Below are 16,026 nucleotides of genomic sequence, written 5' to 3' on the forward strand. Positions count from 1 at the left end.
CCCAGTGGAATGCTATAACTTATTTACCGGTGAACTGCGCCAGGTTTTCCTGATCTACGCCAACGTACGGTACACGAACAACTTTGTTGTCAATTTTCCAGTTAGTACCGTCAGCAGCGCCTTTGCCTTCTGCCAGGTTTTTCGCCAGATCGAAGGTGGCTTTCGCCTGGTTGTTGGCATCGTTCAGTACGGTACCGGCCATTGCGCCAGATTTAACCAGTGCCAGCGCTTCAGGCAGGGCGTCCACACCAAATACCGGGATAGAGGATTTGTTGTGTGCTTTCAGAGCTTCTACCGCACCCATTGCCATCGCGTCGTTGTTCGCGATAACCACTTCAATTTTGTTCGCGTTCGGGCCGGACAGCCATGCGTCCATCTTGTCTTTCGCCTGAGCGGTATCCCACATTGCGGTATCTAAAGCCAGCTGCTGGGTTTTCAGACCCTTGTCGTTCAGCTCTTTGATAACGTAGGTGGTACGTGCTTCAGCGTCCGGGTGGCCTGGCTCGCCTTTCAGCAGTACGAACTGTACCTGACCATCTTTGTTCAGATCCCAGTTCGGGTTAGCGGCCCAGTGTTTGGCAATCAGGTCGCCCTGAATAATGCCGGATTCTTTGGAGTCGGTACCGACGTAGAAGGCTTTGTCGTAGCTATCCAGCGCTTTGCGGGAAGGTTCTTTGTTGAAGAACACAATCGGCACGTTCTGGCCGCGTGCTTTTTCAATAACGGTGCCTGCTGCTGCCGGGTCAACCAGGTTGATTGCCAGAGCTTTTACGCCTTTCGCCAGCAGAACGTCGATCTGGTCGTTCTGTTTGGACTGGTCATTCTGGGAGTCGTTCATCAGCAGCTGTACGTCTGGTGCGCCAGTACCCTCTTTCTCGATTGCCTTACGCACAACGGACATGAAGTTGTCGTCATACTTATAGATAGTCACACCAATACGGCTATCTGCAGCGTGCGCGGCGGCACCGAAAAGCATGCTTGCCATAACAGCAGACAGAGTCAACACCTTCTTATTCATGATATCTCCGATTTTTATGCAGGGTAGTTCGTGTGAATAAGGCTCGGCGGGCACATGTTAAAGAAACGTTACTGCCGGCCGAAGTCCACTTATAAAATTTCTATCTTCCTTGGTCGGTAACGCTCCAGAATGCGTTTTTTTGGATGTTTAACGAACCTTAGCTATAGCCAAAGTGATTAATCACCGTTACATAGCGTTTCAGTTGCTAAAACGCTGACATCATAGACAGCGCATTGTTAAGTTACTGTGAATTTACTCACAAATTGAAAACGGTTACATCACGGCGAATTATTAGTTAGTGATCGGCACCACAGTTTGCCGAATGGCAACGGAGTGGCGACGCACTAAAGTTGGCATGAAACAGTGTGTTGCATTGATATCCAGCTTCCCGGCGGCCCCCTGTAACGCCAGCTCCGTGGCCAACCGGGCCATGGAGGCGATGGGGTAGCGGACTGTGGTCAGCTGCGGGTCCGTGTAACGGGCAATCGGGATATCATCAAAACCAATCAATGACAGATGCTGTGGCACCGCAATGCCATTGTCTTTCAGCGCCGTGAGTGCGCCCGCCGCCATGCTGTCGTTGTAGGCAAAAACCGCGGTCAGCTGCAGATTGCGCCCGAGCAGCTCCACCATCGCCGCTTCCCCACCCTGCATGTCCGGCGCACCGGTGCCGATCCAGCTGTCTGATCCGGTAATACCCTGTTCCAGCAACGCTTTCTGCCAGCCTTCGCGGCGCATATCATCGTCCTCAATGCGGTGGCTGGAGGCCAGATAGCCGATGCGCTGATGCCCGTTGTTCATCAGCATCCGCGTGGCCATCATCGCTCCGCTGACGTTATCAAGGCAGACGCAGCGGTGGGCGTAGCCGGGAACGATGCGGTTAATGAGCACCATGCCGGGGATCTGCTCCATGAGGGCAGAAAGCTCCTCGTCGCTCAGGGCTTTTGAATGGACGATCAGGGCGTTACAGCGCTGGCGAATCAACACCTCAATGGCGTTACGCTCCTTCTCCGCCTCGTGATAGCTGTTGCCGATCAGCACGTTTTTCTGGTGCTCCTGGGCCACCATATCGACGGCTTTTACCAGGGCACCGAAGAAGGCATCTGACACGTCCATCACCACCACGCCGATGGTATCGCTGACCTGGGTCGCCAGCGCCTGGGCGTTCGCATTAGGCCGGTAGCCTAGCGCCGTGACGGCTTTCATCACGCATTCACGCGTCTCCGGGCTGACCAATGCGCTATTGTTGAGAACCCGGGAAACGGTGGCGACAGAAACGCCCGCCTGACGCGCGACGTCACGAATGGTGATCATATTCACCACCCTTATTTAGATTGCAGCGACTCACAGACACCCCCTGTGTTTAGCAAGGTGTCTATTCTGGCAGCGACAAGGCGAGGACTACGTGAAGAAGGTCACAAGGATGAAAACGGTTACATCCGTTTTGTTAATGATTGTGATCCAGATCGTTATCCGGATGTATGGCTTGATGAAACGCCTGACGCACGTATGGTCAATTGTCGCCATACCCATTCCAGCGGTCCCTGACGGAAATGGCGCATCCAGAGGACAGAGAAAAGAATATTAACCAGCCACACCGGCAGGACAATGCCCAGCAGCTGTAGCCGGTCGAACTTCATAAATAAGCCAAGCTGATAGAACAGGGTGGTACAGATTAGCGTCTGTAAAATATAGTTGCTGAGCGCCATGCGCCCCACGCAGGCCACCGCCGTCACCAGCCGGAAACGGCAGAGCTGTGGCCAGTAACCGTAGATGAGCGCGGCATAGCCAATCGTCTGAAACGGCGCGCTCAGCTCACGCGGCGCCTGCAACAGGAATGCACACCAGCGATAATCCCAGTGCAGATACCACTGGGCGATTACCGCCGGAAGATTGATTGCCAGCCCCACCAGCACCAGCCACATCCCGGTATGGCGATAGTGGCGCGGGCTGAACTCGCCCTTCAGCCAGCCGGTACGCATCAGCGCGGCACCAATCAGCATCATCCCCGCCAGCTGCCAGCCATACTGTGCGCCGAGCGCCAGTAAGCTGTTACCGATCATATCCGCCCGGTTGCTGATGGCTTCCAGTCCGCCGCCCAGCTTCCAGTACTGCTCATATTGCAGGTTCGCCGCATCCGGCACCCAGGAGCGGTTGGTCGAGCCGCCGGAGATAACCCCCAGCAGCAGCAATATAGCCACGCCGATTAGAAACAGCACCACGCCGGTATTGAAGAGATTTTTGACATCATGTGCGTCGCGGATGATGCGCCAGCAGATCAGCCCTACCAGCCCATAGGCCAGCAGAATATCGCCATCCCAGAACAGCAGCCCATGAAGAAATCCGAACAGCACCAGCAGAGAGAGCCGGGCCTGGATCCAGCGTTTACCGCGTTTCAGTAACAGCTGAAGACCTGCGCCAAACAGCAGCGCAAACAGGGTAAGGAATTTGACCTGGGCAAAGAGATCCAGCACCGCCCATGTCCAGGCGTCGCGAAGAGTGATATCGCCATACCAGGCGGGATTGAGGTAAGCGGCCTTCGGCAAACCGAAGGCGCTTATATTCAGAAGCAGAATACCCAGAATAGCGACGCCACGAACGAAATCCAGCGTGACATTTCTTTCCATGTACCCTGCCCTGACGATTAGCTAACGTGACGGACGGCGCGCAGGAACTCCTGGCGGGTATTCTGGCTCGATTTGAACAGGCCGCCCAGCGAGGTGGTGGTGGTGGCGCTGGTCGCATCACGAATGCCGCGCGCTTTCACGCAGTAATGTACCGCATCAATCGATACCGCCACGTTGTTGGTGCCAAGCAGCGTTTGCAGCGCGATGAGGATCTGCTGGGTTAAACGCTCCTGCACCTGTGGACGCTGGGCAAAGAACTGCACGATACGGTTGATTTTGGACAGGCCAATCACCGCGTCTTTCGGGATATAGGCCACGGTCGCTTTACCGTCGATGGTCACAAAATGATGTTCGCAGGTGCTGGTCAGGGTGATATCGCGCACCGTCACCATCTCATCGACCTTCATTTTGTTTTCAATGACGGTAATTTTCGGGAAATTGGCGTAATCAAGCCCGGAGAAAATCTCATCGACATACATTTTGGCGATGCGACGCGGCGTCTCCATCAGACTGTCATCACTCAGATCGAGATTGAGCAGCTGCATGATTTCGGTCATGTGCCCGGAAATAAGACTTTTACGTGTTTCGTTGTCCATCTCCTGAACCGGTGGGCGCAGCGGCGTTTCAAGGCCGTGTGCTACCAGCGCTTCATGGACGAGGGCAGCTTCTTTACTCATTGATGACATTCTTTTCTCCTGCAGGTGTGGCGCTCTTCTGCCCTCCGTGGGGCAAAATGTGCACTCATTGTGCGCGAGGCGGCGAGCATAATCCAGTATTCACCGCGATAATTATTCTAATTGTCGTTACCTTTCAACCTGACGCTGCCAGACCAGTCCGCCCGCAACAAACAATGCGATACCGGCAAGGCCCAGCGCAGGCTCAAGCTGATGGGTAAGCCAGCTCGACAGTGCCGAGGTCACCGGGCCAATCAGCTGCCCGATGGCATAGCCGGTCGTCAGTAACCCGGCCATGTAACGCGTATGATTCGGTGCCAGTTCACGCCCATAGAGCAACGAGAGCTGCACCGCACATAAAAATCCGCCGCCAACCAGCAGCGCACCGGTCACCAGACCGGCCATCCCCGGCATCAGCCAGGCGGCAATCACCCCTACCGCCTGCAACCAGAGCACGATCGCCAGCCGACGATGGGTCGACGCGACGTGGCGCAGGGCGATACTGAAGGCAATGCCCACCATCGAGGCGACACCAAAAACCGGCCAGACAAACTGGGCAAAGGCGCTGCCGGGAAAGCGCAGCGCCGCCATCTGCGACAGAAACGTCGCCGGGAGGATGTAGCCAAACCCGGCGAGGCTGTAGCTCCAGACCAGACGACGCAGATTGCGGGTTAGCGTCAGCGGCTCTGGCGTGGTGCCCGGACGATGCAGCTGCCCGGCACGCGGCAGGTAGCGGGCCACCAGCGCGACGAGCACCAGCGCCAGCAGGCCGTAGATTTGCCAGGCAGCGCTGGCGGAGAGCGCCTGCGCCTGGATCCAGACCGCCAGCAGGCCGCTTAAGGCGATCCCCGCCCCCGGCCCGGCAAACACCGCGGCACTCAGGCCCGGCTTGCCAAAATGGGCCAGCCGTTCGTTGGTCCAGGCGGCAATCAGCACCATCGACCAGCCGCTCATGCAACCTATCACAAAGCGCAGCAGCCCGTGGATCACCGCATTATCCGCCACGGCGGAGAGCAGCGTCAGCGCCACTGCTCCCCCGATCCCCAGCCATAAACGTCCTTCAACGAAGCGGTGCGCGCGCATGGCATCCCATGCTCCCGCCAGATAGCCGAGATAGTTCATCGCCGCCACCAGCCCGGCGCTGGTCAGGGTGAGCTCGCCCGCCGAAATCATCAGCGGCACCTGAGGAGTAAAGGCAAAGCGCCCTATTCCCATCGCCACCACCAGAACCACAAATCCGCTGAGCGCGATACGCAGCGCCATGACCACCCCGATTGTTAAAGTTTCGTAAATTCATGATGCAGGATATGAGGCAAATGCGGAAGTGAAAGTTGCTCACACGTTACTGAATAATCTGTATTATGGCTTTCAATCCCGATCTCACCTTCCTGAAGGAGCCCTGCATGGAACTGCTCGAAGAGCACCACTGTTTTGAAGGTCGACAGCAGCGCTGGCGTCACGACTCCACGGTGCTGAACTGCGCGATGACGTTCAGCATTTTTCTTCCTCCGGCGACCGACGGGGCGAAACCGCCGGTGCTTTACTGGCTCTCTGGCCTGACCTGCAATGATGAGAACTTCACCACCAAAGCGGGCGCCCAGCGCGTGGCGGCCGAACTGGGGATCGCCCTGGTGATGCCGGATACCAGCCCGCGCGGCGACGACGTGGCGGACGATGCCGGATATGATCTGGGTAAAGGCGCCGGGTTCTACCTGAACGCCACCCAGCAGCCCTGGGCGCGTCATTACCGGATGTATGATTATCTGCGCGACGAGCTGCCGGCGCTGATCCAGGCGGAATTTGCAGTAGCCGATCGCTGTGCCATCAGCGGTCATTCGATGGGCGGTCACGGTGCGCTGGTGATGGCGCTGAAAAACCCGGGTAAATATGTCAGCGTCTCGGCGTTTGCGCCTATCGTCAACCCGACGCAGGTGCCGTGGGGGCAGAAGGCCTTTAGCCACTATCTGGGTGAGGATGCTGCAAACTGGCAGGCGTGGGACAGCTGCGCCCTGATGCTGGCCAGCCAGCCGGAACAGGCGATCCCGACGCTTATCGATCAGGGTGATGCCGATCAGTTCCTGGCAAGCCAGTTACAACCGGCGGTGCTGGCGGAAGCCGCGCGTCAGAAGGCCTGGCCACTGACGTTACGCATCCAGCCGGGGTACGATCACAGCTATTATTTCATTGCGTCGTTTATTGAAGATCATCTGCGCTTCCATGCGCAGCAGCTGTTGAAGTAAGTGCCAGCCTCATGCCCGGTGGCGCTTCGCTTACCGGGCCTACAAAACCCACACTAGCCCGTAGGCCGAGCAAGCGCAGTGCCGCCGGCAAACAGACCGCACCAGCCCGTAGGCCGGGCAAGCGCAGCGCCGCCCGGCAAACAGACCGCACCGCTCCGGCGATCCCTCAATCAGAACTGGTAATCCACCGCCATAAAGTAACGGCGTCCTTCTTCGGTATAGGTGTAGTCGTCGCGGCTGAGATCTTTATCCAGCAGGTTCATGACGCCCGCACGCAGCTTAACGTTTTTGGTTGCCTGCCATGCGCCACCGGTGTTCCACACCACGTAGCCGCCCGGCGTTGCCGCGCCATCGGTAATCGCGCGTTTCTCACCCGTGTAATTCCCCTGCACGTAGAAGGACCACGCCTGGGTCGCCTGCCAGTCCAGCGTACCGTTTGCGGTATGGAACGGCAGCTCGGAGAGCGGCTTGTTGCCGCCGTTGCTGATATCACGCCCATCGTTATAGGTGTAATTCAGCGTCATCCGCCACTCTTCGGCAATCGGGAACTTAATCTCCGTCTCCAGGCCACGGATACGCGCCTTATTGACGTTGTAATAGCGGAACACCGGCTCGCCGTCGGCATTCAGCCCGACATAGTTAGGGTAGCTCTGCGCCTGGCTGACGTTGGCGGTACGGCTGATGCTGATCCGGTCATCAACGTCGTTCTGGAAAGCGGTGATGCTCCCCTGAACGCCTTCTAACCAACCCTCTTCCCCGCTGTAGTAAAGCCCCAGCTCAAAACTTTCACTGGTTTCTGGTTTCAGATCCGGGCTACCGACGATTTCACAGGCACCGCGGCAGGATCCGGTGGTCCAGTCCGGACTCAGCTGCAACAGCGACGGCGCTTTGAATGCCGTTGCCCAGCCGCCTTTTACCGTTACGGTATCGGTGGCGTTATAAACCAGGTAAGCACGCGGGCTCCAGTGGTCGCCGTAGGTTTCATGGTCATCCATGCGCACGCCGGTGGTGAGTGCCAGCGGCTCAAAGATCCGCCATTCATCTTCCAGGAACAGCGCATACTGGCTGGCCGATGTATTACTGCTGTTGCCGCCGGTAAGGTTGACCGGATCTTTCAGCTTGTCGTGACGCCACTCTCCGCCAAAGGTCACCAACTGGTTAATCTCCCCCAACGGCAGGACATATTTACCGTCGATGGAGTTGCTTTCGGAGGTGATCGCGCTGCTGTTGCCCGGATTTTTGTTGTCCACCTTCTCGCCGTAGAATTTCAGCTCGCTGTTGCCCAGCCCCCAGCGGCCATTGTGGCTTAGGGAGTAGTTCTGGCGCTCCAGGCGGTTTTTGTCCAGCGAGTCGGAATCCCGATCCTGACGGTCAAAACCATACCCGGCGGTGAAATCGTGGTTTTCGTTCGGGGTCCAGGCAAATTCAACGTTGGCATCGCGGCTGGTAAAGCCTTCGATACGCGGGGTTTCGCCCGTGGCGCTGGTGGAAGAGGACTGCGGATCGTCTTTATCACGCTGGGAGACGCTGCCGAAGGCTTTCAGGCCGAGGACGCCATCCACCAGCGGACCGCTGGTATAGAACTGGCCGCCGTAGGTGTCGCCACGATCGCGATGTTCCTGAATAGTCGTGTCGGCGGTGAGGCTGCCGGTCCATTTCTGGCCGATCTTTTTGGTGATGATATTGACCACGCCGCCCAGAGCATCGGAGCCGTAGAGGGAGGACATTGGCCCGCGCACCACTTCGATGCGCTCGATGGCGTCAACCGGCACCCAGTTGAGATCGAAGTCGTTATGGCGGAACACGGCGTTGCGGGAGTTGACGCGCTTGCCGTCGATCAGGATCAGCGTATAGCTGCTGTCCAGCCCGCGGATACTGACGCCCTTGCGGTTGTCCCCTTCGTTGGTTAACTGCACGCCCGGCACGTCCTGTAACACATCTTTCAGATTCTGCACCGGCTTACGCTGCAGATCCTGCTGGGTGATGACGCTGATACTGGCGGGGGCATCTTTCAGGTTTTGCTCGTTGGCCGAGGCGGTAACGACCATCGTGTCGCCAGATTCCACCGCCGCAACCGGCAGCGCCAGGGAAAGAGCAGACGCGCACAGCCCTCCCCGAACGAAGGGATTCAACCTAAACATTCCATTTCTCCATGAGGTAAACACAGCAAAATCAAATATGTACTGCTCACATTGCATTGCATGCCGCCCGCTTCTTTCGGCGGGTCGGTCTGGTAATTCTTTGCAGGTGTGGCCGCAACCCCTCCCCTGACCAGGGCGAGAAAGTTGACTCCTTCATCCTTTTGATTACTTTGCTAATGATAAAGCAAACGATAACTATTATCAATTCAATTGTTAAAAGTTATGTCAAGAGAGCATATTGTGGAGAAATAAAAAACCCGCTCGGCTGAGCGGGTTAGAGAGAGGTGGTGCGCTTATTTTTTAAAGCTATTCGGGAATTCCATTTCGCTGTAGCGCACAAACTTCGTTCCCTTCGCCAGCTTGTAACCAAACCAGATGATCAGGAACAGCGGGATACCGATATAGGTGGCCGCTACGCCGCCCCAGTCGATGGTGTCGGCCAGGAAGGCTTCGTAGTTCTGGCCGAGGGTGATGATCAGACAGAGCACAAAGGCGAAGATCGGACCCAGCGGGAAGAAGCCGGAGCGGTATGGCAGGTTGTTAATATCGTAACCCTGCTTCACGTAGCCGCGACGGAAACGGTAATGGCTGATGGCGATGCCCAGCCAGGCGATGAAGCCCGTCATCCCGGAGGTATTCAGCAGCCACAGGTAGACAGTCTGGTTGCCGAACATCGAGGTCAGGAAGCACAGGCAGGCAATCACGGTGGTGGCATAAAGCGCGTTACGCGGCACGCCGCCACGGGAGAGCTTCGCGAAAATACGCGGCGCTTTGCCATCGCAGGCCAGTGAGTAGAGCATACGGGTAGAGGCATACATCCCGGAGTTACCCGCCGACAGCACCGCCGTCAGGATCACCGCGTTCATTACCGCCGCCGCAGAGAGCAGACCAGCATGCTGGAACACCAGGGTGAACGGGCTGACGCTGATGTCTTTCACATCATTACGCAGCAGGCTCGGATCGGTGTACGGAATGATCAGGCTGATAATCAGGATGGCGAACACATAGAACAGCAGGATACGCCAGAAGACCTGACGCACCGCGCGGGGGATGTTCTTCTCCGGGTTTTCGGATTCACCCGCCGCGATACCGATCAGTTCGGTCCCCTGGAAGGAGAAGCCGACAATCATCGCCACGCCAATCATCGCCGATAAACCACCCGCAAAAGGTGCATCGCCAACCGTCCAGTTGCTCCAGCCCGCAGGCTCGCTGCCCTGGAAGATACCGACGATCATCGCCAGGCCGACGATAATAAAGATGATCACGGTCGCCACTTTGATCAGGGAGAACCAGTATTCGGCCTCACCAAAGCCGCGCACGGAGATGTAGTTGAGCAGGAAGATCACCGCCAGGAAGAGCGCGCTCCAGATCCAGCCCGGCGTGTCCGGGAACCACCAGGTCATGACCAGCTGTGCCGCCACCAGGTCCACGGCGATGGTCACCGCCCAGTTGTACCAGTAGTTCCAGCCCAGCGCGAAGCCAAAGCCTTCTTCAACGTATTTCTGACCGTAGGTAGAAAAAGAACCGGATACCGGCATGTACGCCGCCAGTTCACCCAGGCTGGTCATCAGGAAGTAGACCATCAGACCGATCAGGATATAGGAAAAGAGCGCGCCGCCAGGACCCGCTGCTGAAATCGTCGCGCCAGAGGCGACAAAAAGGCCCGTACCGATAGAGCCGCCAATGGCGATCATCGTCAGGTGACGCGCCTTGAGTTCGCGACGTAGCGCGGGCGCTTCTGTGGTTTTAGTTTCGGAAACCATGTGAAAATGCTGTCCATTCAAAAAATGAGGCGCGATTGTAGCAGACGATCGCCGGCTCTTCCGGCACAAATGCCCTGTTATAAGAGAGCTTCATGACCGGTCCAGGATTATAAGTAAAGCAGAGAATAGTATTGATGCGAGTAATGACTACCGGCGGGCAAAACGCCGCCGGGCAGGATTACATTTCGCAGTAACGCAGAAAACGCTGGAGGGAATTAGAGAGGTGCTTCTGGCGGTGGTGGATACGCCACAGGGTACGCACCAGCTTATTGGGCAACGGCACGGGGATCTCCACCAGCGTTCCGCTCTCCAGCTGTTCGGCAATCACCCGCCGCGACAGGCAACTGATGCCAAGACCGTGGCGCACCGCATGTTTGATGGCCTCTGAATTGCCGAGCTCCATGCCCATATGGAACTGCGGCAGATGGGAGAGCAGCAGATAATCGACGATCTCACGTGTGCCTGAGCCCTGCTCGCGTAAAATCCACGGCGCCTGCGCCAGCCGCTCCAGGGTCACCTCCTGCTGTAATAAAGAAGAGGCCGGCGAGGCGAAGACCACCAGCTCATCCTCCAGCCAGGGCTCAGCAATAATGTCGGCGTTGTGGCATGGCCCTTCGATAAGGCCGATATCCACCCGAAAATCGATCACCGCGTTGATCACGTCCTGGCTGTTACCAACGCTCATCTCCAGCGGCAGGGTCGGGAAATCCCGGCGATAGCGGGCAATCACTTCAGGCAGGATATAGTTGCCAATGGTGCTGCTGGCGTAGACACGAATGGCGCCGTTATCCTCGCGAAAGAGCTGTTCGATTTCGACGGTCTGCTCCAGCAACGCCAGCGCGCGCGGGTAGAGCAAACGTCCATGCTCGTTCACCACCAGCCGCTTCCCTACCCGGTCAAAGAGCTGAACCCCCAATTGACCTTCGAGATCGGTGAGCGCAGCGCTGACGGCGGACTGAGAGAGCGCCAACATCTGAGAGGCCTGGGTGGTAGATCCGCTTTTCAGCACTTCGGCGAAGACTTCCAGCTGGCGTAAGGTAATGTGCATAGTCGCTATCCGGTAGGGTAAGCACTCTGCTTACCACTTATAAAGATTAATTATAAATATATAATCAATTTTATTTTTAAGCCAGTGCGCCGTAACCTTTTAGCCAGAGAAAAGGAGACGGTTATGACAACACTCACCCTACAGCATCATCGTACCGTGTGGCATTACATTCCGGGCCTGGCGCTGAGCGCGCTGGTCACCGGTGTCGCATTATGGGGCGGCAGCATCCCGGCAGTTGCAGGCGCCGGATTCAGCGCCCTGACCCTGGCTATCCTGCTGGGGATGGTCGTCGGAAATACGGTTTATCCGCAGATCTACAAGCCGTGCGACGGCGGCGTTATCTTCGCCAAGCAGCATCTGCTGCGACTCGGGATCATCCTGTATGGCTTTCGTCTGACCTTCGCGCAGATTGCCGATGTCGGGGTAAGCGGTATTGCGATTGATATTTTAACCCTCTCGAGCACCTTTTTACTGGCCTGCTTTATCGGCCAGAAGGTGTTCGGGCTCGACAAACAGACCAGCTGGCTGATTGGTGCGGGCAGCAGCATCTGCGGCGCCGCAGCGGTGCTGGCCACCGAGCCGGTGGTAAAGGCCGAGTCCAGCAAGGTGACCGTGGCGGTGGCGACGGTGGTGATCTTCGGTACGCTGGCGATCTTCCTCTATCCGGCCATGTATCCGCTGGTAGCCCACTGGTTTAGCCCGGAAACCTACGGCATCTATATCGGATCGACGATGCATGAGGTCGCCCAGGTGGTCGCGGCGGGTCACGCCATCAGCCCGGATGCGGAGAACGCCGCGGTGATCGCCAAAATGCTGCGGGTGATGATGCTGGCGCCGTTCCTGCTGATTCTGGCCGCAAGGGTGAAACAGCTTGCGCCAGCGGGCAACGGCGAGAAGAGCAAAATCACCATCCCGTGGTTTGCGATCCTGTTTATTGTGGTCGCGGTGTTTAACTCGTTCCATCTGCTGCCCAAAGCGGTCGTGGATATGCTGGTGACGCTGGATACCATCCTGTTGGCGATGGCGATGGCGGCGCTGGGCTTAACCACCCACGTCAGCGCCCTGAAAAAAGCCGGGGCGAAACCGCTGCTGATGGCGCTGCTGCTCTTTGTCTGGCTGATTGTCGGCGGGGGCGCCATTAACCTGGCGGTGCATAGCCTGATGACATAAACCGCTGTAGCCTTATCCTGTTAACCCGCTATCATATGCGTTTGCGGGTTAACAGGAGTCCCTTTATGAAATATGTTGGAGCGCACGTCAGCGCTGCCGGCGGTCTGGCAAATGCCGCTATTCGCGCCGCCGAAATCGAGGCGACCGCTTTCGCCCTGTTCACCAAAAATCAGCGCCAATGGCGCGCCGCGCCGTTAACCACTCAGGTGATTGATGAGTTCAAAGCGGCCTGCGAAAAATACCATTTCTCCCCCGGCCAGATCCTGCCCCACGACAGCTTCCTGATTAACCTCGGTCACCCGGTACAGGAGGCGCTGGACAAATCCCGCGCAGCCTTCCTTGATGAGGTACAGCGCTGCGAGCAGCTCGGCCTGACGCTGCTGAACTTCCATCCCGGCAGCCATCTGGCACAAATCGACGAAGATGAATGCCTGGCGCGGATCGCCGAGTCGATCAATATCGTGCTGGCGCAGACCCAGGGAGTGACGGCGGTGATTGAAAATACCGCCGGACAGGGCAGTAACCTCGGTTTTCGCTTTGAGCATCTGGCGGCCATCATCGACGCCGTGGAGGATAAATCCCGCATCGGCGTCTGCATTGATACCTGCCACGCCTTTGCCGCCGGTTACGACCTGCGCAGCGCGGAAGCGTGTGCAAAAACCTTCGCCGAGTTCGAGCGCGTCGTGGGCTTTGAGTACCTGCGCGGTATGCACCTCAACGACGCGAAAAGCACCTTCGGCAGCCGCGTTGACCGTCACCACAGCCTGGGGGAAGGCAACATCGGCCATGATGCGTTCCGCTTTATCATGCAGGATCCGCGTTTCGACAACATTCCGCTGGTGCTGGAAACCATCAACCCGGATATCTGGGCGGAAGAGATCGCCTGGCTGAAAGCGCAACAGCATGCCGAGGCCACCGCAGAATGATGAACGAAAGGGAAAAGCAGATCCTGAAGATCCTGCGGCGTAACCCCCTTATTCAGCAGCATGAGATCGCCCAGATCCTCGATATCAGTCGCTCCCGCGTCGCTGCGCACATTATGGACCTGATGCGCAAAGGGGCGATCAAGGGCAAAGGCTATATCCTCACCGAACAGGATTATTGCGTGGCGCTCGGCGCCATCAATATGGATATTCGCGGGGTGGCCGATATTCGTTTTCCTGAACCCTCCTCCCATCCGGGGGCCATTCAGTGCGCGGCGGGCGGCGTGGCGCGTAACATTGCCCATAACCTCGCGCTGCTGGGGCGCGAGGTGCACCTGATCTCTGCCGTGGGCAGCGATTTTTATGGCGAAACCCTGCTGGAGCAGACCCGCCAGGCGGGCGTTAACGTGCAGAGCACCATCCGCCTGCACGGACAAAGCACCGCAACTTATCTGTCGATTGCCAGTCCGCAGGACGACACTGTGCTGGCGATCAATGACACCCATATCCTGCAGGGGCTGACGCCGCAGCTGCTGAACCAGTCGCGCGAGCTGCTGGCCCATGCGGGCGTGGTGCTGGCCGACTGTAACCTCACCGCGGAAGCGCTGGAGTGGGTCTTTACCCTCGCCGGGGATGTGCCGGTGTTTGTCGACACGGTTTCAGAATTTAAAGCCGAGAGGATCAAACCCTGGCTGTCGCGCATCCATATCCTGAAGCCAACGCTGAAGGAGCTGCAGATCCTGGCGGAGTGCGAGGATCGTAAGAGCGCCCTCACCGCCCTGCATGAGAAAGGGGTGCAGCGGATTGTGGTCTGTCTGGAAGATGATTCGGTGCTGTGCAGTGAGCAGGGCGCGGAGCCGCTTCTGCTGACGCCCCCCACCCACCCGGTGGTCGACCGCTTTGGGGCCGATGACGCCTTTATGGCGGGGTTGATTTATGGCTTCCTCGACGGGAGCGATTTTACGGAGAGTGCCCGATTCGCGGCTGCCTGCGCGGCGCTCTCCCGCGCCAGTGAAAGTATCAATAACCCGACGCTGTCGGTAGATAACGTCCTGTCGCTGCTGGACAGCCAGCGGTAAACAGGCCGGGTAGTTGCCCTACCCGGCCTGCGTCACTAGCCTGCTAAACCAATAAAGAAGCCCGCAATGGTGGCGCTCATCAGGTTAGAGAGCGTCGCCGCCACCAGCGCCCGTACGCCCAGCTGGGCAATCTCCGGGGCGCGCTGGGGCGATACCGCAGAAAAGGCCCCTACCACCACCCCAATTGAGCCGAAGTTAGCAAAACCGCACAGGGCAAACGAGATAATGGCGATGGTTTTCACATCCAGCTGCCCGGCGGTTTGCAGATATGGCGAGAAGTTGAGATAGGCAACGAATTCGTTAATCGCCAGCTTCTGTCCAATCAGGCTGCCTGCGAGCGTCGCATCCTGCCATTCGACCCCCATGATCCACGCCAGCGGCGCCAGCGCGTAACCAAACAGCCCCTCCAGGCTCAGGCTTTCAATACCCAACCAGCCGCCAATGCCGCCCAGCATACCGTTCAGCAGGGCGATGATCGCCACAAAGGCCATTACCACCGTGGCGACCCCGGCGGCGATTTTCAACCCGGTCATCGCCCCCGTCGCCGCGGCTTCGATAATGCTTTTCGGCGGCGTGTCGCTGAACGACAGGTTATCGAAGGTGACCAGTGACGCCTCCGTGGCCGGGCTCAGCAGACGGGCAAACAAAATCCCGCCAGGAATGGCCATTAACGAGGCGGCGAGCAGGTAATCAATCGGCACTCCCATTCCGGCGTAGCCAATCAGCATCGAACCGGCAATGGACGCCATCCCGCTGCAAATAGCGGTAAACAGCTCGTTGCGGTTCAGCTTATCGACGAAGGGTTTCACGATCGCCGGGATCTCGTTCTGGCCGAGGAAGATGGTGGTCACCGCCACGAAGGATTCGATTTTACTGATACGCAGCGCTCTCTGGAAAATGCCACCCAGCACGCGGATCAGCAGCCCCATCACCCCGATGTAGTAGAGCAGGCTTATCAGCGCGGTGACAAAGATGATAGCGGGCAGCACCCGGAAGGCAAAGACGAACCCGGCGCCGTCAAACAGGGTGTCCATTTTGGGCCCCACCAGCGCGCCAAAGATAAAGGCGCTGCCGGCATCGCTGTAGGACATGACTTTACTGACCCCGATGGCGGCCTGCTCCACCAGCCATTTGCCGGGTGGGAAATAGAGCATGATGCCGCCAATTGCCACCTGCAAAATGAAAGCGGCGCCAACGGTACGCAGACTGATACGGCGTTTATTGACCGACAGGAGGAAGGCTATCGCCAACAGAACCGCCATACCCAGCAGACTTCTCATTACGTCCATAATGATTTCCTTACCTGAAAACCCGGCGACTGGCCGGGTATCCTTTATTCCACT

Annotated in this window: 13 protein-coding genes; 4 read left to right on the top strand and 9 right to left on the bottom strand. The window is 57.7% G+C overall.

The window, feature by feature from the left end:
* Positions 1 to 19 precede the first annotated feature (19 nt).
* The 5 genes from mglB to FHC51_RS20275 all read right to left on the bottom strand — a co-directional run bounded on the left by mglB (position 20) and on the right by FHC51_RS20275 (position 5,582).
* Positions 20 to 1,018 carry a galactose/glucose ABC transporter substrate-binding protein MglB gene (mglB, locus tag FHC51_RS20255; protein ID WP_103825019.1) on the bottom strand — a complete coding sequence of 333 codons (999 nt, stop codon included), beginning with the start codon at positions 1,016 to 1,018 and terminating at the stop codon, positions 20 to 22.
* A 291-nt stretch (positions 1,019 to 1,309) separates the two neighbouring features.
* Positions 1,310 to 2,332 carry an HTH-type transcriptional regulator GalS gene (gene galS / locus FHC51_RS20260; RefSeq protein WP_156239380.1) on the bottom strand — a complete coding sequence of 341 codons (1,023 nt, stop codon included), beginning with the start codon at positions 2,330 to 2,332 and terminating at the stop codon, positions 1,310 to 1,312.
* A 155-nt stretch (positions 2,333 to 2,487) separates the two neighbouring features.
* The gene (gene yeiB, locus FHC51_RS20265) at positions 2,488 to 3,645 is read right to left on the bottom strand and encodes a DUF418 domain-containing protein YeiB (protein WP_220436453.1); all 1,158 of its coding nucleotides are present in this window, start codon (positions 3,643 to 3,645) and stop codon (positions 2,488 to 2,490) included.
* Between the two features lie 17 nt (positions 3,646 to 3,662).
* Positions 3,663 to 4,331: a GTP cyclohydrolase I FolE gene (folE, locus tag FHC51_RS20270; protein WP_103180331.1), complete on the bottom strand. Its 669-nt coding sequence runs from the start codon at positions 4,329 to 4,331 to the stop codon at positions 3,663 to 3,665.
* A gap of 117 nt (positions 4,332 to 4,448) precedes the next feature.
* A complete protein-coding gene (locus FHC51_RS20275; RefSeq protein ID WP_220436454.1) occupies positions 4,449 to 5,582 on the bottom strand; it encodes a YbfB/YjiJ family MFS transporter in 1,134 nt (377 codons plus the stop codon).
* Positions 5,583 to 5,722: 140 nt separating this feature from the next.
* Here FHC51_RS20275 and fghA point away from each other — a divergent pair, with 140 nt between their 5' ends.
* Positions 5,723 to 6,559: an S-formylglutathione hydrolase gene (fghA, locus tag FHC51_RS20280; RefSeq protein WP_156239383.1), complete on the top strand. Its 837-nt coding sequence runs from the start codon at positions 5,723 to 5,725 to the stop codon at positions 6,557 to 6,559.
* A gap of 170 nt (positions 6,560 to 6,729) precedes the next feature.
* On the opposite strand, the gene cirA is transcribed toward fghA, so the two are convergent.
* The 3 genes from cirA to yieE all read right to left on the bottom strand — a co-directional run bounded on the left by cirA (position 6,730) and on the right by yieE (position 11,511).
* A complete protein-coding gene (gene cirA / locus FHC51_RS20285; RefSeq protein ID WP_220436455.1) occupies positions 6,730 to 8,700 on the bottom strand; it encodes a catecholate siderophore receptor CirA in 1,971 nt (656 codons plus the stop codon).
* A gap of 293 nt (positions 8,701 to 8,993) precedes the next feature.
* Complete coding sequence (locus FHC51_RS20290) at positions 8,994 to 10,463, bottom strand: amino acid permease (protein ID WP_103180338.1); 1,470 nt, start codon at positions 10,461 to 10,463, stop codon at positions 8,994 to 8,996.
* Between the two features lie 178 nt (positions 10,464 to 10,641).
* The gene (gene yieE / locus FHC51_RS20295; protein WP_103825013.1) at positions 10,642 to 11,511 is read right to left on the bottom strand and encodes a DNA-binding transcriptional regulator YeiE; all 870 of its coding nucleotides are present in this window, start codon (positions 11,509 to 11,511) and stop codon (positions 10,642 to 10,644) included.
* A gap of 123 nt (positions 11,512 to 11,634) precedes the next feature.
* Between yieE and FHC51_RS20300 the strand changes: the two genes are divergently transcribed.
* From FHC51_RS20300 to FHC51_RS20310, 3 genes are all read left to right on the top strand, one after another.
* A complete protein-coding gene (locus FHC51_RS20300; protein ID WP_220436456.1) occupies positions 11,635 to 12,681 on the top strand; it encodes a YeiH family protein in 1,047 nt (348 codons plus the stop codon).
* Between the two features lie 65 nt (positions 12,682 to 12,746).
* A complete protein-coding gene (gene nfo, locus FHC51_RS20305) occupies positions 12,747 to 13,607 on the top strand; it encodes a deoxyribonuclease IV (protein ID WP_103825011.1) in 861 nt (286 codons plus the stop codon).
* A complete protein-coding gene (locus tag FHC51_RS20310; RefSeq protein ID WP_220436742.1) occupies positions 13,607 to 14,683 on the top strand; it encodes a sugar kinase in 1,077 nt (358 codons plus the stop codon). The genes nfo and FHC51_RS20310 overlap by 1 nt, the downstream gene beginning before the upstream one ends.
* 35 nt (positions 14,684 to 14,718) lie before the next feature.
* On the opposite strand, the gene FHC51_RS20315 is transcribed toward FHC51_RS20310, so the two are convergent.
* Positions 14,719 to 15,972: a NupC/NupG family nucleoside CNT transporter gene (locus FHC51_RS20315; RefSeq protein ID WP_220436457.1), complete on the bottom strand. Its 1,254-nt coding sequence runs from the start codon at positions 15,970 to 15,972 to the stop codon at positions 14,719 to 14,721.
* Between the last annotated feature and the right edge of the window lie 54 nt (positions 15,973 to 16,026).

It is taken from the genome of Leclercia sp. EC_58 (assembly GCF_019584355.1).
Lineage (GTDB): Bacteria > Pseudomonadota > Gammaproteobacteria > Enterobacterales > Enterobacteriaceae > Enterobacter.